21 protein-coding genes and 1 tRNA gene are annotated in these 21,673 nt (G+C 56.3%); 11 read left to right on the plus strand and 11 right to left on the minus strand.

What is annotated here, in order from left to right; all coding sequences use genetic code 11:
• Positions 1-16 precede the first annotated feature (16 nt).
• Together ACT3RP_RS03520 and ACT3RP_RS03525 are read left to right on the plus strand one after the other, a co-directional pair.
• The gene (locus tag ACT3RP_RS03520; RefSeq protein ID WP_483393258.1) at positions 17-1,396 is read left to right on the plus strand and encodes an FAD-binding oxidoreductase; all 1,380 of its coding nucleotides are present in this window, start codon (positions 17-19) and stop codon (positions 1,394-1,396) included.
• A gap of 57 nt (positions 1,397-1,453) precedes the next feature.
• Positions 1,454-2,557, plus strand: a complete 1,104-nt coding sequence (locus ACT3RP_RS03525) for a pyridoxal phosphate-dependent aminotransferase (RefSeq protein ID WP_483393259.1) — start codon at positions 1,454-1,456, stop codon at positions 2,555-2,557.
• Here the strand turns inward: ACT3RP_RS03525 and ACT3RP_RS03530 are convergent.
• The 10 genes from ACT3RP_RS03530 to ACT3RP_RS03575 form a co-directional block, all read right to left on the minus strand.
• The gene (locus ACT3RP_RS03530; RefSeq protein WP_483393260.1) at positions 2,554-3,510 is read right to left on the minus strand and encodes a branched-chain amino acid transaminase; all 957 of its coding nucleotides are present in this window, start codon (positions 3,508-3,510) and stop codon (positions 2,554-2,556) included. The genes ACT3RP_RS03525 and ACT3RP_RS03530 overlap by 4 nt on opposite strands.
• Complete coding sequence (locus tag ACT3RP_RS03535) at positions 3,507-4,613, minus strand: class II histone deacetylase (protein ID WP_483393261.1); 1,107 nt, start codon at positions 4,611-4,613, stop codon at positions 3,507-3,509. The genes ACT3RP_RS03530 and ACT3RP_RS03535 overlap by 4 nt, the downstream gene beginning before the upstream one ends.
• Entirely contained in the window at positions 4,610-5,641 is a 1,032-nt protein-coding gene (locus tag ACT3RP_RS03540; RefSeq protein WP_483393262.1) for a histone deacetylase family protein, read from the minus strand. Before ACT3RP_RS03540 ends, ACT3RP_RS03535 begins: the two co-directional genes overlap by 4 nt.
• A 78-nt stretch (positions 5,642-5,719) precedes the next feature.
• Positions 5,720-6,994 carry a TRAP transporter large permease gene (locus tag ACT3RP_RS03545; protein WP_441686722.1) on the minus strand — a complete coding sequence of 425 codons (1,275 nt, stop codon included), beginning with the start codon at positions 6,992-6,994 and terminating at the stop codon, positions 5,720-5,722.
• The gene (locus ACT3RP_RS03550) at positions 6,991-7,536 is read right to left on the minus strand and encodes a TRAP transporter small permease (protein ID WP_444624437.1); all 546 of its coding nucleotides are present in this window, start codon (positions 7,534-7,536) and stop codon (positions 6,991-6,993) included. Before ACT3RP_RS03550 ends, ACT3RP_RS03545 begins: the two co-directional genes overlap by 4 nt.
• Positions 7,537-7,655: 119 nt before the next feature.
• A complete protein-coding gene (dctP, locus tag ACT3RP_RS03555) occupies positions 7,656-8,729 on the minus strand; it encodes a TRAP transporter substrate-binding protein DctP (RefSeq protein ID WP_441686724.1) in 1,074 nt (357 codons plus the stop codon).
• A gap of 117 nt (positions 8,730-8,846) precedes the next feature.
• Positions 8,847-9,782, minus strand: a complete 936-nt coding sequence (locus ACT3RP_RS03560) for a bifunctional Delta(1)-pyrroline-2-carboxylate/Delta(1)-piperideine-2-carboxylate reductase (protein ID WP_483393263.1) — start codon at positions 9,780-9,782, stop codon at positions 8,847-8,849.
• 1 nt (position 9,783) lies between these two features.
• Positions 9,784-10,140, minus strand: coding sequence for a RidA family protein (locus ACT3RP_RS03565; RefSeq protein ID WP_441686726.1), 357 nt, complete (start codon positions 10,138-10,140; stop codon positions 9,784-9,786).
• A gap of 127 nt (positions 10,141-10,267) precedes the next feature.
• Entirely contained in the window at positions 10,268-11,035 is a 768-nt protein-coding gene (locus tag ACT3RP_RS03570) for a helix-turn-helix transcriptional regulator (RefSeq protein WP_483393264.1), read from the minus strand.
• Between the two features lie 148 nt (positions 11,036-11,183).
• Positions 11,184-11,270: transfer RNA gene (locus tag ACT3RP_RS03575), tRNA-Leu, on the minus strand.
• 114 nt (positions 11,271-11,384) lie between these two features.
• Here ACT3RP_RS03575 and queA point away from each other — a divergent pair.
• The 5 genes from queA to secF all read left to right on the plus strand — a co-directional run bounded on the left by queA (position 11,385) and on the right by secF (position 17,056).
• The gene (gene queA, locus ACT3RP_RS03580) at positions 11,385-12,416 is read left to right on the plus strand and encodes a tRNA preQ1(34) S-adenosylmethionine ribosyltransferase-isomerase QueA (protein ID WP_444672111.1); all 1,032 of its coding nucleotides are present in this window, start codon (positions 11,385-11,387) and stop codon (positions 12,414-12,416) included.
• 79 nt (positions 12,417-12,495) lie between these two features.
• Positions 12,496-13,617 carry a tRNA guanosine(34) transglycosylase Tgt gene (gene tgt, locus ACT3RP_RS03585; protein ID WP_483393358.1) on the plus strand — a complete coding sequence of 374 codons (1,122 nt, stop codon included), beginning with the start codon at positions 12,496-12,498 and terminating at the stop codon, positions 13,615-13,617.
• 150 nt (positions 13,618-13,767) lie between these two features.
• Positions 13,768-14,094, plus strand: coding sequence for a preprotein translocase subunit YajC (yajC, locus tag ACT3RP_RS03590; RefSeq protein WP_096282056.1), 327 nt, complete (start codon positions 13,768-13,770; stop codon positions 14,092-14,094).
• A gap of 132 nt (positions 14,095-14,226) precedes the next feature.
• Positions 14,227-16,080: a protein translocase subunit SecD gene (gene secD / locus ACT3RP_RS03595; RefSeq protein WP_483393265.1), complete on the plus strand. Its 1,854-nt coding sequence runs from the start codon at positions 14,227-14,229 to the stop codon at positions 16,078-16,080.
• A gap of 49 nt (positions 16,081-16,129) precedes the next feature.
• Positions 16,130-17,056 carry a protein translocase subunit SecF gene (gene secF / locus ACT3RP_RS03600; protein ID WP_483393266.1) on the plus strand — a complete coding sequence of 309 codons (927 nt, stop codon included), beginning with the start codon at positions 16,130-16,132 and terminating at the stop codon, positions 17,054-17,056.
• Positions 17,057-17,195: 139 nt separating this feature from the next.
• Here the strand turns inward: secF and ACT3RP_RS03605 are convergent, their stop codons facing one another.
• The gene (locus tag ACT3RP_RS03605) at positions 17,196-17,990 is read right to left on the minus strand and encodes an inositol monophosphatase family protein (protein ID WP_096282058.1); all 795 of its coding nucleotides are present in this window, start codon (positions 17,988-17,990) and stop codon (positions 17,196-17,198) included.
• Between the two features lie 189 nt (positions 17,991-18,179).
• On the opposite strand from ACT3RP_RS03605, the gene ACT3RP_RS03610 reads away from it, so the two are divergent.
• From ACT3RP_RS03610 to ACT3RP_RS03625, 4 genes are all read left to right on the plus strand, one after another.
• Positions 18,180-18,926, plus strand: coding sequence for an RNA methyltransferase (locus ACT3RP_RS03610; RefSeq protein WP_483393267.1), 747 nt, complete (start codon positions 18,180-18,182; stop codon positions 18,924-18,926).
• Between the two features lie 90 nt (positions 18,927-19,016).
• A complete protein-coding gene (cysE, locus tag ACT3RP_RS03615) occupies positions 19,017-19,892 on the plus strand; it encodes a serine O-acetyltransferase (protein WP_192535990.1) in 876 nt (291 codons plus the stop codon).
• A gap of 76 nt (positions 19,893-19,968) precedes the next feature.
• Entirely contained in the window at positions 19,969-20,436 is a 468-nt protein-coding gene (locus ACT3RP_RS03620) for a Fe-S cluster assembly transcription factor (RefSeq protein WP_192535989.1), read from the plus strand.
• 62 nt (positions 20,437-20,498) lie between these two features.
• The gene (locus ACT3RP_RS03625) at positions 20,499-21,665 is read left to right on the plus strand and encodes an aminotransferase class V-fold PLP-dependent enzyme (protein ID WP_192535988.1); all 1,167 of its coding nucleotides are present in this window, start codon (positions 20,499-20,501) and stop codon (positions 21,663-21,665) included.
• The last annotated feature ends 8 nt before the right edge of the window (positions 21,666-21,673 follow it).

The raw sequence follows: 21,673 nt of genomic DNA on the forward strand, positions 1-21,673 counted from the left end.
TCAGTAAGGATAACCAATGCAGATATCCCTGGAGGCACTGCGTGCCATTGTTGGCCCTGCCCATGTATTGACCGGCAACGATGTGCACAGCCGCAGCGTCGACTGGATGACCGGCGCGCCCTGCCAGGCAGGGGCGCTCGTTCGCCCTGCAAACACCGAGCAGGTGGCTGCGGTCATGCGCGCCTGTTATGAGGTGCAGCAGCCGGTAGTCACTCACGGCGGATTAACCGGATTAGTACACGGTGCTGAAGCAAGCCCTGACGAGCTGGTGATCTCACTCGAACGCCTGACGGCCATTGAAGAGATTGATCAAGTGGGCGGCACGCTCACCGTGCAAGCCGGGGCACCGCTGCAACGGGTGCAAGAAGCAGCGCGAGAAGTCGGCCTACAGTTTCCGCTGGATTTAGGCGCCCGCGGCAGCTGTACGATCGGCGGCAATATCGCCACCAATGCAGGCGGCGTACGGGTGATTCGCTACGGCATGATGCGCCAGCAGGTGCTCGGCCTGGAGGCGGTGATGGCCGATGGCCGTGTGGTTAGCTCGATGAATCGCATGCTTAAGAACAACGCAGGATTCGATTTAAAACAGCTGTTTATTGGCAGCGAAGGCACCCTGGGCATTGTGACCCGCGCCGTGCTGCGCCTGCAGCCTCCGACACCTAGCGAGCAGACGGCGATGGTGGCCTGCCCTTCGTTTGAAGCGCTAACCGGCCTGCTCAGCCATATGGGCAAAGCGCTAGGCGGAAGCCTCGGCGCCTTTGAGGTCATGTGGCAAAACCACTACCGCCTGCTGACAGACACGCTAGGGCGCCATACCCCACCGATTCCAACGCATCACCCCTTCTATGTCATCATTGAATCGTTGGGCAGCGACGCTGAGCGCAATGCCAACCAGTTCAGCGAAGCATTGGAAAGCGCGCTCGAAAGCGAGCTGATCGTCGATGCGGTGATCGCCCAGTCTCACGCCCAGCGTGATGGGCTGTGGGCCGTTCGTGAAGACATTGAAGGGCTCGTTAAAGGCCTAGCGCCGGTATTTACGTTCGATGTTAGCCTGCCGATTGCCGATATGCAGCGCTACACCCTCGCGCTGGAAACGCAGCTAACGCAGCGCTGGCCAGAGGCGCGGCTAGTGGTGTTTGGACACTTAGGCGATGGCAATCTGCATATTTCCGTGAGTACGGGCAACGATGCCATCGAGATTCGCCGTGAAGTCGAAGCCATGGTTTATGAGCCGCTGACTGCACTTAGCGGGTCTGTGTCCGCGGAGCACGGCATTGGCCTAGAAAAGCGCCCGTGGCTAAGCACCTGCCGCGCCAGCGCCGAGATCGAGTTGATGCAGACCCTCAAGCAAGCGCTAGACCCGCTCAATCTATTGAATCGCGGTAAAGTGCTTTAACGAAACGCCCAACGCTGATCATTACGACTGTTTTTGAGCCCGCTTTTAGGAACCGCTATGCCCCGCTATCCCGAGCACTTAACCAGTGAAGGCCCTGTTAACCCGTTTCCTGGCATCAAGGTGTTAGAGCGCCGCATCGGAAAGGAGATCCCTCATCGACTGGGCTCTAACGAAGGCCTGGACATGCCCCACCGTGCGCTACGCGAGTACTTTGGCGATGCCCTAGCCGAACACGTTTACTGCTACGGCGACGCCGAGGCGCTCGGCGTGCGCCAGCGCCTGAGCGCCCAGCATGGTATGGCACTTGAAACGCTGCTGGTCGATGCTGGCGCCGACAGCCTTATTGCCCTGGCCCTGCGCACGACCTGTGAACCCGGCGCGACCGTCATCTGCACCGCCGGCACCTACCCCACCTTTGGCTATTTTGCGCTTGGCCAGGGATGCCGCTTGGTTGAGCCCAGCTACGCTGAGGCACCTGGCTTGCTGGCGCCCGACCTCGAAGCGATAGTCGCTGCGGCGCATAAAGAAGATGCACGACTGGTGTACTTAGCCAATCCCGACAACCCCAGCGGCCACTTACACAGCGACAGCGCGATTGTGCAGCTGCGTGAAGCGCTGCCCGATACCTGCTGGCTGTTGCTAGATGAAGCCTATGGAGATTTTCGCGACGATGCTAACAGCGAGTTTACTGCCCAAGCACTGCCCGGCGTGATACGACTGCGTACGCTCTCCAAGGCCCATGGCCTGGCTGGCCTGCGCATTGGCTACGCCATCGCTGACCCTGACGTGCTGGCGATGATGATGAAAGTGCGCATTCACTATGCGGTGTCGTCGTTAACGCTAGTGGCCGCGGAAGTGGTGCTCGACCATCCTGACGAGGTCGACCAGCACGTGGCCGATGTGAAAGCGCGCCGCGAGCAGTTGGCAGCGCACTTTCGCGCGCTGGGTGCCGACGTACTGCCTAGCGCCACGAACTTTGTTGGCATTCGCCTACCCAGCGCCGAACTCGCCGCCGAGGTGCATCAGCAGCTGCTCGCCGAAGGCGTGTTAGTGGCTCGATTGGCACACCCGGCGCTTGCCAACATCATTCGTATTACCGCCGTGCAAGCAGCGCTGGAACCAGGAAGACTAGCGGCATTAGAAGCTGCGATTAACGCTTAAGCCTGCGTTAGCCAATGTCTAAAATCATCCAGCTCGCCACGCACCGCCTGACGGTATAAGCCTTGCAGCTGAGCCGTCACGCTGTCTGGATGGATGGGTTCATTGGCCGGTGGCGCGCCAGCACGGGCGCCTATACGCCGCCCATCCAACTCGCGCAGCGGCAGTATCTCAGCGGCGGTGCCGGTTAAGAACGCTTCATCAGCGGTATATAGCTCATCGCGAGTAATCCGCCGCTCACGCACTTCAATGCCCAGCACTTTTTGCGCTAACTGAATCACGCTATCCCGGGTAATGCCCTGCAGGCACGACGTCACTTCCGGCGTGTGCAGTACGCCATCGCGCAGCAAAAAGACGTTAGCCGCCGAGGCCTCGGCCACATAGCCTTCGGGGTCAAGCATAATGGTTTCATCAAACCCGGCTTTCACGGCGGTATTGAGCGCGAGCATCGAGTTAACGTAGTGCCCGCTCGTCTTGGCCCGGCATAAGCTGATATTGACATGGTGACGCGCCCAGGAAGAGGTCAGGGCCCGCAGCCCGCGGGTGGCCGCCTGCGGTGAAATGTATGGGCCTAAATCCCACGCTGCCACCATCAGGTGAGTGCTGAGCCCCTGAGCGCGCAGCCCCAAGCCTTCTGAACCTAAAAACACGGTGGGCTTTAGGTAGGCATTGGTTAGGCTATTTTTACTCAGGCACTCGCGCTGAGCAGTGATGATGTCTGCCTCACTAAACGGCAGTGGAATGTCCAGCGCATGCGCGCTTTCTGCCAAGCGGCGCGTGTGTTCAGCGACGCGGAACAGATGCGTGCCCGTAGCGCCGGCATAAGCACGCACACCTTCAAAACAGCCCATGCCGTAGTGCAGGGTGTGGGTAAACAGGTGAACCTTAGCGTCGCGCCACTCACGCCATTCGCCGTCTAGCCAAATCCAGCCATCGCGATCATCAAGCGGTGTCATCGTTTTGCTTGCTCCCACTGTTGGCACCAGCTTTCAATTAAGGCCTGCTGGTGCGGTTGCAGGGCCTGATAGCCCCACGCGGCAATTTCATCGTTTTGCGGGTCGGGTACGGTCGTCGTACTGCCCGCCAGGGTTTGGATAACCGCGTGACCGCATAGCGGCACGTAGCCCTCCGAGTAGCCGCCTTCGTGTATCACTACCAGCTTGCCTTCGCAGCAGCGCTCGGCCAGTGCTTTCAGCTGGGCAGTCATGCGGGCGAACGCTTCGCTATTGAGCAGCATTTTGCCTAACGGGTCTTTGGCGCAGGCGTCATAGCCGCAGGCCACCAAGATCAATTCAGGCGCAAAGGCTTCCAGCGCAGGCAGTACCAGCGTTTCCATGGCGTGCGCATAGGCGCCCAAGCCACAGCCTGGCGGCAGCGGTAAGTTAAGATTGGCGCCGAGGCCGGGGCCTTCGCCCTGCTCGTCAAAGCTACCGGTTTCCAGCGGGTAGTTAGCCGCTTGATGGAGCGACACCGTGAATACGTCAGGCTCGCTGTAAAAGGCAGCCTGCTGGCCGTTGCCGTGGTGAACATCCCAATCGAGTATCGCCACGCGTTTCACCTGCCCCAAGGCACGAGCGCGCATCACCGCCACGGGAATATTGCCCAGTAGGCAAAAACCGCGGCCTTGATCGGCTTCTGCGTGGTGGCCAGGCGGGCGGCATAGTGCGTAAGCGTTGCTTACGTCGCCCCGCGCTACCGCCTCAACAGCCGCCACCGCCAAACCCGCCGACTGAGTAGCCGCCGCCCAGCTGCCGGGCATAAAGGGCGCACAGTCGCCACCGTTACCGCCTTGGCTTTTGTCGCCCGCCTGAAGCAGATTTAAATAGCGCGGGGTGTGAAAACGCAGCAGATCATCAACCATCGCTGCTGGTGGCTTCACGACGTGAAGCTCATCAATCAACCCACTGGCTTCGAGAATATTTTTTAACCGACGCTTGCTCTCCGGGCTTTCAGACGCCGCCTGGGGCTGTAAAAACTCACCGGGTGCGGAAAATACGCCTATCGCCCCTGGGTCATGCCAAAAGCAGCGCTCATGCCAGTAAAAGCCGGTTGCCTTCATGGCGCAAAGCCCTGCATAAAGGCGGCTAAGTTGACGCTTAAATGCTCAGTAGGATAGCCACCTTCCTGAATAATCACCGTGGGCAGCGACAGCGCGGCTAAGCGCTTGCCCACATCGACAAAGGCGTCGGTTTCCACGTTCAAGCCGGCTAACGGGTCGTCTTTATGGGCATCCAGTCCCAGCGCCACTACCACTGCATCGGGTGCATAGCTCTGAAGGTGATCAATTAACACCGCCAACGCATCTAGAAAGACCTCGCCATCGCTTCCGACTGATAAAGGCAAATTCACGTTAGCGTCTAAGCCCTCGCCACAGCCCTCTTCATCGGCACCGCCCCAAAAGAACGGGTAGAAGTCGCTGGGGTCGGCGTGCAGCGAACCGGTCCACACGTCACTGCGGGCATAAAAAATATCCTGGGTGCCGTTGCCGTGATGAAGATCCACATCAATGATCGCCACCTTGGCAAAGCGCTCACGCAGCACCGTGGCTGCCAGCGCGGCGTTATTGAGTAGGCAAAAGCCACCCGCGCGCTCAGGCCCAGCGTGATGGCCCGGCGGGCGACATAGGGCGTAGGCATTTGGCGCACCGTTAAGCACTTCTTCTGCAGCGGCTTCAGCCGTCGCAGCGGAGGCCAGCGCGCCCCGAAAGCTTGTAGCTCCTAGCGGGCAGGCCATATCGTGCAGATGCCAGCCCGCTTGGCCAATAGGATGGCGCGGGTAATGGTGGCCGCCCCCGCAAGGATGAATATTCGGCGCGACAAACGCGGCTGCGTTAGGCAGCGCCTGCCAGCGCGCGTAAATAGTCTCCAAAAACTGCAGGTAGCGCGGCGTATGAATCTGCTCTAAGCGCTTACGCAGCCGAGGAGAATCCGCTTCGCTAGGCGTTGTAAGTGTAAGCCCTACGCTAGCCAAACCTTGCGAGAGCAGCTCCGCGCGCACCGGACCTTCCGGTGACGGCGCAGGCTGCCCGCGCAGTAAAAACGTTGGCGGTGCATGAGAGGCTTGGTCGGGATGGTAGAAGCATTTCATGATTAAGTTCGCAATCCTTAGGTTCTTGACGAGAACGGCCTGCGTCCGATGACGTTTCGTACAACCCCTGGTAGCCCATTAGAGTAAAGAAGGAATCCAGGTGGAAAGCGCTGGAAATGCGGCTAGCAGCACAATCACCACCAGAAACGAGACGTAGAACGGTAGCGAGGCAATAATTGCTCGCTCGTAAGGCACTTCGGCTATTCGCGCGGCGGTCATTAGCGTCATCCCTACCGGCGGCGTCACATTGGAGATATTCAGCACCACAATCATCAAAATAGCGAAGTGCAAAGGGTCAAAGCCAAGCTGAATCATCGCGGGGACTAACACCGGGGCAATCACGACTAACGCGGGCAATACATCCATCACCGTGCCTATGATTAACAGTAGCAGGCATACCAGCATTAGTTGCACAAAGGCCATATCGCTAAAGGTGGTAATCAAGCTGGCGGCGTCTCGGGCAATACCCGAGCGTGTGACAAACCAGCCCAGCACCGCAGACGTTGCCAATAGAAAGAACACCACGCCTGAAAAGCGCACGGTGGTCACCAGCGAGTCCCATATTTTTCGCCAGGTAAGATTGCGATAGAACACGGTGCCAATGATAATCGCATAAACGGCCGCAAAGCCGGAGGCTTCCGTAATCGTTGTAAGCCCGGAGAGAATACCGCCCATGATAATCAGCGGCACTACCATCGCAGGAAGCGCGACCAGTAGAGCGATCATTGCGGCCTTAAACGGCGTCGGGGCCTGCTTAGGATAGTTACGTTTCCAGGCTAGAAAAAAGCTCATTCCCAGCAGAGCTAATGCCATTAACAGCCCGGGAATAATCCCCCCCGCAAACAGATCGATCACCGAAATATCCCGCAGCAGCGTGGCGTACACCACCATAACCACGCTGGGGGGAATGATCGGCCCAATGATCGATGAACAGGCGGTGACGGCGGCGGCATATTCGGCGTCGTAACCCTGTTTCTTCATCTCGGGGATCATGATTTTACCAATCGCCACGGTATCCGTGACGGCGGCGCCGGTTAGACCAGCAAAAAACACCGATACTGAAATATTGACATGGGAAAGCGACCCGCGCACACGGCCGAATAAGGCATTGTTAAACGCGATCAGCTTATGGGTTAGCCCACCCTGGTTCATCAGTTCAGCGGTAAAGATAAAATAGGGAATGGCAATCAATAGAAAGCCGGATACGCCCGAGAACATGCGGTCGGCAATAATACCCAGCATGCGCTCACCGCCCAGTGCGAAACCACCCGCTAGCCCCGACATCGCCATCACCACCGCAACGGGCGCACCAATAAATAATAGCAATACGAATACTAGAATCGCGGGCGTCATGAGCGGTTCTCCCCGTCATTGATTTCAATGAGCTCGTCAATCATCTCGCTCTCATCTAAAAAGTGCTCTAGCAAGGAGAAGCCATGCACCAAGTGGAGCAGCATAATGACGCCGCTAATCGGCACCACGATGGCGGTAACCTTACTGGGGATACGAATTTGGTCGGAGACCATGTAAACCTGAGTGGCATTAGTGAAGTAGCCCCAGCCATACCAAATCAGCATGAGTGCAAACAAGCCGATCACCGCCAGGCAGAGCCCTGCTCCGATTTGCACTAGGAGTTTTGGCAGGCTGCGTATCAGCAGCGTCATGGCCACATGTTCGCCGTAGCGCAGCGAAATGGTCATGGAAAGAAAACCGATCCACGGTAGAAAGAGGCGTGCCAGCGAGTAGGTCCAGCTCAGCGTGCTGCCCGTCGCTAGCTTATAAAGAAAGGCGGTAAACGAGATCCCCAACATTGCCAGGATACAGCCCACACAGACCACAATGGCCACCTGATTGATGCTATCGCTTAGCCGGCGCAAAGGTTTTAATACACCCATCACCATCCCTCACGCTGGAGCGCATAACAGCCGCTCCAGCGTTGGTTAAGAATTAGCCGTTAATGATCCAGCAGTTATTGGCCCTGGTTTTATTGACCCAGCTCTTACTGACCCTGCTGTTATTGACCATAAATGCGGTAGTCATCGTCTGCCACTTGCTGGCCGACGCGCGCGACTTCATCAAGCAGGCCCTGCACGCGGGTCTCGTCCATACCAAAGTCATCGACGATCCACGTTTGCCATGCCGGGCGGGCAATATCGGCCATGCGTTCGCGCTCTGAGTCAGGCATTAAGTAGCATTCGACGAAGCGTTCACAGGATTCCACCCAGCTCGTCGTTGCCAGCGCTCCTGACATGCCGTGACTCAGCTGAATGGCTTCGCGCGCAGAGCTAATAAGCACCTGCTGGTAGTCTTCAGGCAAAGACTGATACCAGGACTCGCTGATGACCCACGGGGCGCTGTTATACACATGCCCGGTAAGCGTGGTGTAGTCGGTGACGGCATCAAAGTTAAACGTGGTGTTGAGCACCGGCGCATTGAACTGGCCATCGGCAAGCCCGGTTTCCAGCGCAGTGATCAGCTCGCCCCAAGGCAGTGGCGTTGCAGAGGCGCCTAGCGAGCGCATAATCGCGACGTGAGCTGGGTTTTCTTCGGTGCGAATATTAAGCCCTTCTAAATCTTCGACGGTCTTAATCAAGTGCACGTTATTGGTAAAGGCGACGAAACCACCACCGTCATCAAAGGTGCCCAGGTAACGCATATTGGCCGCTTCAATCGTGCCGGACATAAAGTCAGCGAACCACTCGCTGTCAAAAAAGGTCCATGCTTGGCGCCAGTTAGTGAACAGGAACGGCGCCGTGACCATTTGATAGTCTTCGTAAAACGATGACATCGCGCCTGCGGTAATAATCGTCGACTGCAGCGTGCGCCCGCCCTGCACTTCCGAACCGTTCTCAACTTCTGAACCTAGCTGACCGCCGCCGAAGATATTGACCTCAAGGTCGCCGTCGGTACGCGCTTCCACCAGGTTTTTAAAATGCATCAGTGCCGGATAGATTTCGTTGTTACTCATATCTTCCGGAATCTGAGTGGCAATCACCATTTCATAGGACTGCGCTTGGGCATTGGCGCTTGCAATGGCCAAGGGCAGTGCTGCCAGGGCGGCAATTAGCAAGGATTGATTCGTTTTCATAACACACCTCGTTTTGATTATTAGTTGGTCTTCGTTATGACTGGCGTTGTGACGTAACAGGTTGTTATGTCTAGCGTCTTATTATCAGTATCAACCTGTTACGTTATTTATGCAGCGTTAATCGGGCAGTGATTCCCATACTTCAATAGCCGCGGCTAAATCTTCAAGTGAGGCACCCACCGATTTGAATAACGTGATGGCGGCTTGATCAGAACGCCCCGGCTTTGTGCCGGACAGCACTTCGGCAAGCTCAGCCTTAATATCGTTAAAGCGAAAAGCACCTTCTTCTATAGCTTGAAGGATATCGCCCGCCTCGCCTTTAGCGCCGGCATAGGTATCCACAAATACCTGTGCACGGCGCAAACACTCAGCATCGGTTTCACGCATCTGCGGTCGAAAAGCGCCGATCAAATCAAGATGCGTCCCCGGCGTAAGCCACTCGCCTTTGATAATCGGCTGAGTCGAAAGCGTGACGCAGCTCACAATGTCAGCTTGCGCGACGGCTGCAGCCAAATCTTCAACTACCTGTGTTTCAAAGCGCCCAGCGTATTCGTCGGCAATCGCCGCTGCCTTGCTACTATTGCGCCCCCAAATCATCACGCGCTTGATCGGTCGCACGCTGGCATGAGCCTCAATCACCATGGGTGCCAGCTTGCCGGTGCCCACGACCAGCAGCGTTTCTGCCGCCTCATTCGCCAACGCTTTAACCGCCAGCGCAGACGCTGCCGCGGTACGGCGACGCGTTAGTTCGCTACCATCAATACAGGCCAACGGCTGGCCGTGTTTACCTTCGCTGAGCAGGTAAAGACCCGAAATAGCGGGAATACCGTGATCGGCGTTTTGTGGAAAGACGTTGACCATTTTGACGCCGATATAGCCCGCTGTTTCCCAAGCGGGCATGAGTAGCATCGTGGCTTCGCCGTCAGACCGGTGCATCGCATGATGATGGCGGGGAGGCGACTCAATGCCCTCTACAAACGTCGTTTGCAGCCGCTTTATCAAGCCATTCCAGGTCAGGTGGCGAGCGACCTCCTCAGCAGAGATGACCCGCATATTAGGCCTCCGGCAGTGCGGCAACGACCATAATCTCAACTTTCCACTCAGGCTTGGCGAGCTGGGCTTCAAGCGCGGCGCGCACGGGCGGACGACCGGGAGCGACCCACGCATCCCAAGCGGCATTCATTTGGTCGAATTCTGCCATGCTCGTCACCCAGATCTGTGCTGAGATCAGGTGTTCTTTAGAGGTGCCGGCTTGAGCGAGCAGTTGGTCGATGCGCGACAGCACTTGTTCAGTTTGGCCTCGCATATCTGCAGTAGCATCGGGGGGAACCTGGCCTGCGAGATAAACGGTGCCGTTGTGAATAGCCACTTGGCTCATGCGCGCATTGCTGTCTTGGTAAGTAACGCTCATCGGGTCTCTCCGGTAAAATTAAGATCTTAAGAGACTAAAGCGCTACTGGGCAAATTACTTGCCCGACACTGCGATAGATTTGCCCGTAAGTCATGTAAACAAGATAAAGCGCGGTAGGCGATGGGGATTAACGATCAGATGAAGGGGCGATCTCAAAGTAGCGGCGATAGGCGCGGGAGAAACTGCCTTGATCACGAAAGCCTACCAGCATAGCGATATGCCCAAGACTCAGCGTGCTATGCCGTACTGAGTTTCGGGCATGCTCTAAACGCCTGCGCTGAACGTATGCCAGCGGCGTGACGCCGGTAAGCTCACGAAAACAGCTGTGAAAATGTCCCGGGCTCAAGGCGCACAAAGAGGCCAATTGATCCACACGAACGTCATCGGCCAAGTGCTGGTCCAGCCACGCGTCTAAGCGAGCGAGATCCAAGCGTTCACTAATACAGTGCTGCCCCAACTGCGCGACGGCCGTCGGCGTGGCATCCTGCAAATACATGTAAAGCGCGCGCAGCAACAAGATCGCGATTTCATTTTGTAGTGCAGGGCACTGCTCCAACTGATGCGCCAAAGCGTGAGTCAGCTGATTTAAAGCTGGGGGAACGCTGAAAAAACGCGGCTTATCGAAAAGGCGCTCAATTTCGCCGCCTTGTTCGAGTAGCGCCAAGTGCGCAACGGGAATATCCAACACAAGCGTACGATTGCTTCCATCGCCTTGAAACTCATGATGGCGCGAAGAGGGAATCAGGCAGCCTCGGCGGGCGGTTACCCGCTCCCCCAGCCCTTCCATCGAAAGCTCAGTCACGCCGCAGGTCGCCAGGATAAGCTGATGAAAATCGTGAGTATGCGCCACCTGCTCATGGGCAAGGTTGCGGCTATACAGCTCAAAAAGGGCCATGGCGAGAGTCCGTCTTTCATCGAATACTGAATAAGCACTATAAAACGGCTAGCGAAGAAAAAGCGAATAAATGCAGGCTCTCAGAGGAGAAAACACACATTGCAGGCACTAAAAAGGGCCTAGCGATGAACGCTAAGCCCTTAGTATTTGGTGCCGGTAGCCAGACTCGAACTGGCACACCCGTAAAGGCGGCGGATTTTGAATCCGCTGCGTCTACCAATTCCGCCATACCGGCAATGGATGCGCATTATACGTAAAAATTGAGGTAGGTCAATCGCATCGACTGACTTTATCCAGCCAAAGCGCTATCCTATGTCGCCTGTTTGATCAACGTTAAGAGTCATACACCATGCAGCGCGCGGATTTTCATTACGAGCTACCCGACGAGTTAATTGCTCGCTACCCTTCTGAGCAGCGTAGCGACTGCCGTCTGCTGTGCGTGGATGGGCAAAGCAGCGCGCTGGAGCATCGTCGTTTTCCTGATTTGCTGGCGCTTTTGGAACCTGGCGACCTGCTGGTGTTCAACGATACTCGCGTCATTCCCGCGCGCCTGCACGGCCACAAGGCAAGCGGCGGAAAAATAGAAATGCTGCTTGAACGCCCGCTGGATGCTCACCGCGGCCTGGCGCATATTCGCTCTAGTAAATCACCTAAGCCCGGCACGGAATTGATTTTTGAAGGTGATGTTCACGCTATTGTAGAAGGCCGCCGCGACGCGCTGTTCGAACTGCGCTTTTTAGGCGACACGCCAATGATTGCGCTGCTTGAAAAACACGGCCATATGCCGCTGCCACCGTATATTACCCGTGAAGATGAGCTCAGCGACCGTGAGCGCTACCAGACCGTGTATGCGCGGCGTGACGGTGCAGTAGCGGCACCCACTGCAGGGCTGCATTTTGACCAGCCGCTGCTGGACGCCCTCGCTGACAAAGGGGTTAATCGTGCCTTTGTGACGCTGCATGTGGGCGCCGGTACGTTTCAGCCGGTGCGCGTGGATAATATCCTTGAGCATCACATGCACAGCGAGTGGATTGAAGTCTCTGAGGCTACCTGCCAACAGGTGCGTGACACCCTGGCGGCTGGCAAGCGGGTTGTGGCCGTGGGGACGACGAGCGTGCGTTGCCTGGAAAGCGCCTGCCAAAAAAGCAGCGATGGGCAGATCGCGCCGTACAGCGGCGATACCGACATTTTTATCTATCCCGGTTATCAATGGCGCTGTGTGGATGCTTTAATTACCAACTTCCATTTGCCTGAATCCACCCTGCTGATGCTGGTCTCTTCCTTTGTAGGCTACGACACCATCATGCACGCTTATCAGCAGGCGGTGGCCGAACGCTATGCATTTTTTAGCTACGGCGACGCCATGCTATTGACCCGCTAGTGATTGCTTTATCAACCCAGCACAAGCCGCGCCAAACGAGCGAGATTAACGAGTTATTTTTATGCGAAACGAATGTTTTATGCGCTTTGAACGCCTGGCTGAGGATGGCCGCGCACGCCGCGGTCGCCTGCACTTTCCCCGCGGCACGGTTGAAACACCTGCGTTTATGCCGGTCGGCACTTACGGCACGGTAAAAGGCATGACGCCCGACTCGATTAAAGAGATCGGCGCTGAAATCATCCTGGGCAATACCTTTCACCTGTGGCTACGCCCCGGCACCGAGGTAATTGAAGCCCACGGTGACCTGCACGATTTCGCCCAGTGGGACAAGCCGATTCTCACCGACTCCGGCGGCTTCCAAGTCTTTTCGCTGGGCAAAACGCGTAAAATCACCGAGCAGGGCGTGCACTTCCGCTCGCCGGTCGATGGCAGCAAAGTCTTTATGGGGCCGGAAGAGTCCATGGCGGTTCAGCGCTCACTGGGTTCCGACGTGGTCATGATTTTCGACGAATGCACGCCCTATCCGGCAACCTTTGAGGAAGCCGAAAAGTCCATGGAGCTATCGCTGCGCTGGGCCAAGCGTTCACGTGATGCCCACGGCGAGTCATCTTCTGCCCTGTTTGGCATTATTCAAGGCGGCATGCATCCCGAGCTTCGCGAACGTTCGCTGAAAGGGTTGCTGGAAATCGGCTTTGATGGCCTAGCGATTGGCGGGCTTTCCGTCGGCGAACCTAAAGAAGAGATGATCAAGGTTCTCGACTACCTGCCCACCTGGATGCCCGATGACAAGCCCCGCTACTTAATGGGCGTCGGCAAGCCTGAAGATCTCGTGGAAGGCGTGCGCCGCGGCGTGGATATGTTCGATTGCGTCATGCCTACCCGCAATGCGCGTAACGGCCACCTGTTCACGTCTGATGGCACGGTCAAAATTCGTAACGCCAAGCACCGCTTTGACACGCGTCCGCTTGATGAAGAGTGCGATTGCCATACCTGCCAGCATTTCTCACGGGGCTATTTGCACCACTTAGACCGCTGCAATGAAATGCTCGGCGCAATGCTTAACACCATTCACAACTTACGTTACTACCAGCGTGTAATGGCTGATTTGCGCGCGGCAATTGAAGCGGGTACATTGACGGCCTTTGTGGAAGGTTTCTATGCTCGGCGCGGCCTGCCAGTGCCTCCCCTAGCACAAATCTAACGAATTAATCGCCACGTGCCTTGGCGCGTGGTTTAAACTGTTTGGCTATATTTTTCTAAACCATGTTTTTTAGACCCATGTTTTCTAAACCTAAGCTTTTCTAAACCTAAGCTTTTAAACCACGCTTTTCTAACTCAGGAGTTCTCTGCAATGCTGGATTTCTTCATCTCACCAGCCCATGCCCAAGAAGCCGCCGGTGGCGGTGGTATTGCGCAAATCGTCATGCTGGTCGGCTTCGTACTGATTTTCTACTTCCTGCTGTGGCGCCCGCAAGCCAAACGTGCCAAGCAGCACAAGCAGCTGGTCACTAATTTAGACAAAGGTGATGAAATTGTCATCGGCGGCGGCTTGGTAGGTCGTATCTCTAAAGTGAGCGACGAATTCCTGACCATCGAGATCTCTGAAGGCACCGAAGTTAACGTGCAGAAAAATGCCGTTGCTGCCGTACTGCCTAAAGGCACTATTAAGTCCATCTAATGCTTTCAACACCCCTGCCGACACAGTGCCAGCCACCCCGGCAGGGGTGACATGGTATGAATGATGGTGAACTTTGCTGTGCACGGCGTGTCTGTGCACAGCATTCCGTTTGTAATTGAAGGCAGGGCTTGCATGCTCAACCGTTACCCCCTGTGGAAGTATCTGCTGATACTCGTCGTCCTGGCGGTCGGCCTTATCTACTCGCTTCCCAATCTATTCCCCGAAGATCCCGCCGTCCAAATCAGCAGCGCCCAAGGCGATTCGCTGGACGAACGTCAGATTAACCTTGTTGAAGCCGCGCTAACTGAAAGCGACATTGACATCAAGGCGATAGAAGAAGAAAACGGGCAATGGCTCATTCGTCTGCGCCATGACGATGACCAGCTCAACGCTCGCGACATTGCCACTGACGTACTCGGCAGCGATGCCACGGTGGCGTTAAATCTCGCTGAAGCCACACCTGGTTGGCTGCAGTCATTTTCTGCTTCGCCTATGACGTTAGGCCTGGATCTACGTGGCGGCGTGCACTTCTTGCTTGAAGTGGACATGGACGCCGCACTGACCCAGCGCCTTGAAGTTAACGCCAGCGCCATGCGCGAGCTGCTGCGCAGCGAGCGTATCCGCTACCGCAATACCGACGTAGAAGATCGCTCACTCTCGATCGACTTTGCCAGCGCTGAAGATCGTGATACGGCACGCCGACTGATCACTCGCGATTTTCCTGACTTTGAGTATTCCAATGCAGGCGATGGCCGCGCATCTAGCTTAGTCATGACATTAAGCGATCAATCTGTCAGCAGCATCCAGGACTACGCGATTAACCAGAACTTGACCACCTTGCGCAATCGGGTCAACGAACTGGGCGTTGCGGAGCCCATGGTACAGCGCCAAGGCCCCAATCAAATTGTAGTTGAACTACCTGGTGTTCAGGATACCGTTGCCGCGAAACGTATTGTCGGTGCAACCGCCAACCTAGAGTTTCGCTTAGAGGCGCGTAACGACACGCCGGCTAACGAAACAGAAACGCTGACGTTTCGGAATGATTCAGCACGCAGCGCTGAGCTAATGCGTGATGTCATCATTACTGGTGACAGTGTTTCCAGTGCCAGCAATAGCTTTGATGAAAATGGCCGCCCCCAGGTTAATATCAACCTAGATGGCACCGGTGGCACGCTGATGAACCGCGCCACGCGCACCAACATTGGCCGCAATATGGCGGTGCTGTTCATTGAGCATAAAAGCGAAGACACCGTGGTGGTTGACCCGGAAACGGGCGAAGAAACGCTTGAGCGCGAGCCTTACGTTGAGCGCGGCCTGATTAGCTTAGCCACGATTCAAAGCGCGTTAGGCAACAGCTTTCGTATCACCGGCTTAGACTCGCCAACAGAAGCTTCCGAGCTTGCGCTGCTTTTGCGCTCTGGCTCGCTTGCAGCGCCTATCTACTTTGTGCAAGAGCGCACGATTGGACCAAGCCTGGGCGCTGAAAACATTGAGCGAGGCCTGCTGTCGGTTCAGATCGGTCTACTGCTGATCGTGATCTTTATGCTGGTGCGCTACAAAGTCTTTGGCGTGTTCGCCAACATTGCCCTGGCGCTGAACTTAACGCTGCTGGTTGCGGTAATGTCGATGCTGGGCGCGACGCTGACACTGCCAGGCATTGCAGGCATAGTGCTGACGCTAGGCATGGCGGTGGATGCCAACGTGCTAATTTTTGAGCGAATACGTGAAGAGCTGCGTAACGGTTTATCGGTTCAGCAGGCGATCCAAGCAGGCTATGAACGCGCGTTTACCTCGATTGTTGACGCCAACATCACCACGCTGCTTGTGGCTATTATCCTATTTTCGATTGGCTCCGGCCCGGTTAAAGGATTTGCGGTCACGCTTTCTATCGGTATTTTGACATCGCTGTTCACCGCGCTAATGGTGACTCGCGCCATGGTCAACTTGGCTTATGGCAGCAAACCCGTCAAAAAGCTGTGGATTTGAAAAGCATGGATTTAATTCGTGTGCTTAGCCCAGAACTTAAGAGGTGGTAATGAAACCCCTATCACACCTGCGAATCGACTTTATGGGACGGCGCAACATCGCGTTTGCCGTTTCCGCCCTGCTATTAATTGTGTCGATTGGCGCCATCCTATTCCAGCAGCTCAACCTGGGGTTGGACTTTACCGGCGGCACGCTGATTGAGGTGCGCTACGGCGCAGCGCCCTCACTCGATGCAATTCGCGTGCTGCTCGAACAGAGCGGCTTTCAAGATGTTTCCGTGCAGACGTTTGGCGGATCGACAGAAATTTTGATTCGCCTACAGCAAGCGTTTGACGCTGACGTAGGTGCCGAAGTCGTCAACCTACTGCGAGCGAGTGGCGATAGCGTGAACCTTGTTCGCGCTGAGTTCGTTGGCTCACAGGTAGGCGACCAGTTGCGTGACCAAAGCGGGCTAGGCCTGCTGGTAGCGCTAGGCGTCGTCATGCTTTACGTCGCTCTGCGCTTTCAGTACAAGTTTGCGATTGGCGCCTTGGCTGCGTTGCTGCACGATGTCGTGATCGTAGTGGGCGTTTTTGCCCTCTTCCAGCTCGAGTTTGACCTTACCGTACTGGCGGCCATTTTGGCGGTGATCGGTTACTCACTGAACGATACGATCGTGGTTTATGACCGCATTCGCGAGATGATCCGAACCTCTCGAATCGATGATATGCCGCAGATCTTTAACGAAGCGATTAACGCCACGCTTTCCCGCACATTGGCAACATCGGGCACCACTATGCTGGTGCTGCTCGCTCTGCTGCTGCTGGGCGGAGATATGATCGAAAACTTTGCCATTGCGCTGCTGGTTGGCATCGGTGTTGGCACGTTCTCTTCTATCTACATTGCCGCAGCGCTACTGCTGCCGTTGAAGCTGTCGCGAGAAGACCTGATACCGACCAAAAAAGAAACCGACGAAGAAGAGGAAGAGCTGCCTTAACGGCATCCTTTCTTAACTGAGTGTCTCGAGCCTACAAAAAGGCCCCTGCTGGTTTCCCAGCAGGGGCCTTTTTTATTCGCAGCGCCTAACTTATTCGAAGTGACTAACTTATTCGAAGTGCATAACTGAGCAGCGCGCCTTAAAAGTGCGGCGTCAACTGTTTAACCAGCGCCTTGTAAAGGCGTGGACCAGCGGCCATCAGCAGCCCTTCTACTTTTACCGTCGGCTGGCCGTCAGGTGTACCCATTAGGGCGCCGGCTTCTTTCAAGAACAGCGTACCCACCTGCATATCCTGCTCTTCCAGACCCAGCACGAAGGCGCTGTCAACGCGGCCACAGGCGAGTTCACACAAATCCAAGAGACCGCTTCCCGTCGCCAGCAATGTTTCTACCTGCGGGGCGAGCTGTTGGCTAACGGTTAAGTAGGCAGGTAAATGACGAGTGCGCAGCCAGGCTTCCGGTAGGCTCATCGCCATGCGCGTACCCGTAATAGCAGTGGGCTTGCTAACGCGCATGCGTTTGTCATTGTGCTGAGCGCCGCGACCGCGGCTGGCGATATATTCATCGTCGCCGAACGGGGAAATAATCACCGCGTGCTCGGGACGACCTTTGATAAGACACACCACTGACAGTGCAAAGCCCGTACCGGCAACGGCTAAATTGGAATAGCCGTGCATTGGTTCAATTTTCCAGACGACATCCGCCCCTTCGCCTTCACCCGCTCTATGCGGTGTAAAGCGGCCGGTAACACCGTGCTGGGGATAACCGCGTTCCAACTGCTGAACAATCGTTGCTTCGGCCTTGCGCGCCGTCTCATCGAGCAGGCGGTCAAGGTTAAATTCTTCGTGAGCGTTTTCAATACGCTCGCGTACACGCATAAAATGTTCAACAGCGCCGCGTGCAGCACGCAGCGTAAATTGGACCATAGGATTCATGATCGGGCCTTGTGACAGTGATGTTAAAGAACGGGGTGTAAAGCAAACAACAGAGCGCTAAGCGCAGGCGCGTTTAGTCGCCTTTGGGGCGCAATTCTAGCAGACCGCTCTCGGGCATGCCATCGACTCATGCTAGACTGCGCGTTTTACGCCTTATTGATCACCCAGCACTATTCACCGGGCCCTATCATGCTTGAGCGCATTCGCATTGTTCTAATTGGCACTAGCCATCCTGGCAACATCGGCGGCGTGGCACGCGCCATGCACAATATGGGTTTAGCAGATTTAGCCCTCGTCGCCCCACGTTGTGAGGTACTGACTCAGGACAGTATTTCCCGCGCCTCGGGGGCTGATCACCTGCTTCATCAAGCGCGCGTACATGCAACGCTAGAAGAAGCGGTGGCTGACTGCACCTTAGCCGTTGGCGCCAGCGCACGCTCGCGCACGCTACCCTGGCCAATGCTCTCTCCGCGAGAATTAGCGGACCGCCTGCCCGCAGAGTGTAAGCCCGAGGGCGCCCGCATCGCGCTGGTCTTTGGGCGCGAAGACAGCGGCCTTACCAATGCTGAGCTACAGCGATGCCATGCCCATGTGCATATCCCCACCAATGCTGATTTTAGCTCACTCAATTTGGCAGCGGCGGTTCAAGTGCTGGCTTATGAGTGTCGTATGGCGTGGCTTGGCCAAGTCGATACGCCGCCAGCGGCAGCTGTCGATGAAGAAGAGCTGGCGACACACGCTGAGATCGAGCACTATTTTGAGCATCTAGAGCGAACGCTAATTGACATTGATTTTCATGACCCGGCCCAACCGCGACAGCTAATGGCGAGACTACGCCGCTTATACTTGCGCGCCCGCCCTGAGCGCATGGAAATCAATATTTTGCGTGGAATCCTATCGGCTACCGACAAAGCCGCCGGCAATCCGCGACGTTAGCGCTGATTGCCGGCGTAGCTTGAAGTCATCGGCAGACGCCCCAACATCGCAGTATCCTCTAAAATTCGTTGTCGCTCCCAAGGACTTCTTATGTTTCAACGCCTGCGTGAAGACATCAACAGTGTATTTGAGCGCGACCCCGCCGCACGCAACTTTCTTGAGGTGCTGACCAACTACCCTGGCCTGCACGCGCTGCTGCTGCATCGTTGCAGCCACTGGCTGTGGAAGAAAAATCTCAAATGGCTGTCACGGACGCTATCAACCTTCTCGCGCTGGCTGACCGGCATTGAGATTCATCCAGGCGCTACCATTGGGCGACGCTTTTTTATCGACCACGGCATGGGCGTGGTGATTGGCGAAACCGCTCTAGTCGGCAATAACGTGACGCTGTATCAAGGCGTCACGCTCGGCGGCACCAGTTGGAACAAAGGCAAACGCCATCCAACGCTTGAGGATGGTGTGATTGTCGGTGCCGGTGCCAAGATACTCGGCCCCTTTATCGTGGGTGCCGGGGCCAAGATTGGCTCTAACGCAGTGGTCACTAAAGAAGTACCCCCCGGCGCTACGGTGGTCGGCATTCCGGGCAAGATTGTTAAACGCGCCGACCCCGATGTAGAAGAAGCCCTGGACGTCGACCCGGCTCGCCGTGAAGCCATCTGCCAGAAATTTGGCTTTGATGCGTACGGCGTTAGCCAGGACATGCCAGACCCCGTTGCACGCTCGATGCAGGCGATGCTCGATCATATGCATGCGGTGGATGAGCGCATTGAACACATGTGTTCGACCTTGCGCAAACTAGACGGCGACTACCGCGAAGGTCGTTTGCCTGCGCTGCGCAACGAAGATTTTGCCGACATTCTGGATGAGCATGATAGCGCCTGCTCTAGCGTCGAAAAGCGCTCAACGGCGCCCTCTGCTAACGATTCAGACAGCGAGCCAACAGCGCCGCCACCGAGTAATAGTTGACCAAAGCACTCAGGTTTTCCCATAATGGCGACACATTTGCCGTTAGCGCTGAGGGTTCAGCGTCGAGGTGCTTGCCATGCGCTTGACCACCAAAGGCCGTTACGCCGTTACCGCCATGCTCGACTTAGCGCTGCATGCCCATAACGGCCCGACCAGCCTAAGCGATATTTCCCAACGCCAAGAAATATCGCTCTCCTATTTAGAGCAGCTGTTTGCTCGCCTGCGCCGCGCCGGCTTGGTTGGCAGCGTGCGCGGGCCGGGCGGCGGCTACTTGCTGTCGCAGCCGCCGGCCGCTATCAGCGTATCGAACGTCATTGACGCGGTGAATGAAAGCGTTGATGCCACACGCTGCCAAGGGCTTTCAGACTGCCAGCAGGGCGACACTTGCCTGACCCACCATTTGTGGTGTGAGCTGTCTCTTCAGATTCGTCACTTTCTTGACGAAATGACCCTGGCACAACTGATGCTCCGCCCTGATGTCATAAAGATAGCAGCGCGACAGGATCAGCGCGCTGACGCCGGCATTCTGGCCTCATCGCCTTAGCGCCAGCCGCGCATTAACGCTTATTGTGTCGTTATTATTAATAAACCGCCGGTACCTTAACCATGACCACGCCTACGCTGCCAATCTACTTAGATTATGCCTCCACCGCGCCGGTTGACGTGCGCGTGGTCGAGGTTATGCAGCGCTACCTAACGGTTGACCAGCTGTTTGCCAACCCTGCATCGCGCAGCCATATGCTCGGCTGGCAGGCGGAGCAGGTGGTCGAGCAGGCGCGTCGCCAGGTAGCCGATGCCATTGGTGCCGATCCTAGAGAGATTGTCTGGACCAGCGGCGCCACGGAAGCGAACAATTTAGCGCTGACTGGCTTTATGCGCGCTAATCGCGAGCGCGGCATGCACCTAGTGACCTCTACTATCGAGCACAAGGCGGTGGTTGATACCGCCGCCGCGCTTGAAAAAGAAGGCTTTGAGGTAACATGGCTAACGCCAGGGCGCGATGGCTGCATTCAGCCTGAGCAGCTGCGCGCGGCCATGCGTGACGACACCACGCTGGTCTCGTTAATGGCCGTAAATAACGAGCTGGGCAGCATTAATGATATCGCCGCGCTGGCGGGCGTCGCCCATGAATTTGGCGCCGCGTTCCATACCGATGCGGCGCAAGCAACGGGGCGCATCTCGCTCGACGTGGTGGCTCAGCAAATTGATTTGATGTCGCTTTCTGGGCACAAAACCTACGGCCCGAAAGGCGTAGGGGCGCTCTATGTTAAGCGCCATCCGGACATTCGCATTGAGGCGCTCATTCACGGCGGCGGCCACGAGCGCGGCATGCGCTCCGGAACGCTGCCGACCCATCAAATTGCGGGAATGGGTGAAGCGCTTGCCTTGATGCAGCAACAGTTCGATGACGACAACGCGCATATTGGCCGTTTGCAGCAGCGCTTTTTAGACGGACTGAAAGATGTCGAGGGTATTTTTGCCAATACGCCGCTCGATAAAGCCGTGCCTAACATTCTCAACTTGGCGTTTGAAGGGGTCGACGGTGAATCGCTGCTGATGGCGCTGCGTGACGTCGCTGTATCCACCGGCTCAGCATGCAACTCGGCCAACGTCGATCCTTCCTACGTATTGCTTGGCATCGGCACGCCGCGCTCGCTTGCGCTTTCATCGCTGCGCTTTAGCTTTGGCCGCTTCACCACCGAAGCTGACATTGATCATGCGCTAACGCTCATTCGCCACGCGGTGAGCAGTTTACGTGCACCGCCACGTTAAGCGGCTGA

This window comes from Halomonas sp. AOP5-B2-8, from assembly GCF_052376475.1.
Classification (GTDB): Bacteria; Pseudomonadota; Gammaproteobacteria; order Pseudomonadales; family Halomonadaceae; genus Vreelandella; species Vreelandella casei.

Coding starts and splice junctions, on each gene's coding strand:
- tgt (WP_483393358.1), top strand. CDS start 12,496: ATGCGCTTTGAACGCCTGGCTGAGGATGGCCGCGCACGCCGCGGTCGC.
- ACT3RP_RS03525 (WP_483393259.1), top strand. CDS start 1,454: ATGCCCCGCTATCCCGAGCACTTAACCAGTGAAGGCCCTGTTAACCCG.
- cysE (WP_192535990.1), top strand. CDS start 19,017: ATGTTTCAACGCCTGCGTGAAGACATCAACAGTGTATTTGAGCGCGAC.
- ACT3RP_RS03520 (WP_483393258.1), top strand. CDS start 17: ATGCAGATATCCCTGGAGGCACTGCGTGCCATTGTTGGCCCTGCCCAT.
- dctP (WP_441686724.1), bottom strand. CDS start 8,729: ATGAAAACGAATCAATCCTTGCTAATTGCCGCCCTGGCAGCACTGCCC.
- ACT3RP_RS03620 (WP_192535989.1), top strand. CDS start 19,969: ATGCGCTTGACCACCAAAGGCCGTTACGCCGTTACCGCCATGCTCGAC.
- ACT3RP_RS03560 (WP_483393263.1), bottom strand. CDS start 9,782: ATGCGGGTCATCTCTGCTGAGGAGGTCGCTCGCCACCTGACCTGGAAT.
- ACT3RP_RS03570 (WP_483393264.1), bottom strand. CDS start 11,035: ATGGCCCTTTTTGAGCTGTATAGCCGCAACCTTGCCCATGAGCAGGTG.
- secF (WP_483393266.1), top strand. CDS start 16,130: ATGAAACCCCTATCACACCTGCGAATCGACTTTATGGGACGGCGCAAC.
- secD (WP_483393265.1), top strand. CDS start 14,227: ATGCTCAACCGTTACCCCCTGTGGAAGTATCTGCTGATACTCGTCGTC.
- ACT3RP_RS03535 (WP_483393261.1), bottom strand. CDS start 4,613: ATGAAGGCAACCGGCTTTTACTGGCATGAGCGCTGCTTTTGGCATGAC.
- ACT3RP_RS03625 (WP_192535988.1), top strand. CDS start 20,499: ATGACCACGCCTACGCTGCCAATCTACTTAGATTATGCCTCCACCGCG.
- ACT3RP_RS03565 (WP_441686726.1), bottom strand. CDS start 10,140: ATGAGCGTTACTTACCAAGACAGCAATGCGCGCATGAGCCAAGTGGCT.
- ACT3RP_RS03530 (WP_483393260.1), bottom strand. CDS start 3,510: ATGACACCGCTTGATGATCGCGATGGCTGGATTTGGCTAGACGGCGAA.
- ACT3RP_RS03540 (WP_483393262.1), bottom strand. CDS start 5,641: ATGAAATGCTTCTACCATCCCGACCAAGCCTCTCATGCACCGCCAACG.
- ACT3RP_RS03545 (WP_441686722.1), bottom strand. CDS start 6,994: ATGACGCCCGCGATTCTAGTATTCGTATTGCTATTATTTATTGGTGCG.
- ACT3RP_RS03610 (WP_483393267.1), top strand. CDS start 18,180: ATGCTTGAGCGCATTCGCATTGTTCTAATTGGCACTAGCCATCCTGGC.
- yajC (WP_096282056.1), top strand. CDS start 13,768: ATGCTGGATTTCTTCATCTCACCAGCCCATGCCCAAGAAGCCGCCGGT.
- queA (WP_444672111.1), top strand. CDS start 11,385: ATGCAGCGCGCGGATTTTCATTACGAGCTACCCGACGAGTTAATTGCT.
- ACT3RP_RS03605 (WP_096282058.1), bottom strand. CDS start 17,990: ATGAATCCTATGGTCCAATTTACGCTGCGTGCTGCACGCGGCGCTGTT.
- ACT3RP_RS03550 (WP_444624437.1), bottom strand. CDS start 7,536: ATGGGTGTATTAAAACCTTTGCGCCGGCTAAGCGATAGCATCAATCAG.